The following is a 252-nucleotide window of genomic DNA, read 5'->3' on the forward strand; positions in this document are numbered from 1 at the left end:
GCCCTTTTGGCATATTAGCGTTATTCATGCCCTATGACCTCCTATTAGTGAGTTTCTGTGTCTAGTTGTAGCGCTATGTGTATAGGAAATCCCACGTAAAATACTGTTCTTCCCAAACCTTGTTCGTATTTCATCCATTACTTTTGTTAGCTTCACTTCTTGTTCTCGTTGCGTGACATTATCGAAGAGAGAAATTTGTTCTTCCCCTTCTCGAATTAAATTCGTTAGAGAAATGTTTATGCTGCGGAGGGG

Annotated in this window: 1 pseudogene; it reads right to left on the reverse strand. The window is 40.1% G+C overall.

Features of this window, described 5'->3' with window-relative positions:
* Nucleotides 1-24: 24 nt before the first annotated feature.
* Nucleotides 25-252, reverse strand: a pseudogene (locus SB775_RS31860) (Y-family DNA polymerase); the annotation flags it as partial.

The sequence above is a fragment of the Peribacillus sp. SIMBA_075 genome (assembly GCF_046534585.1).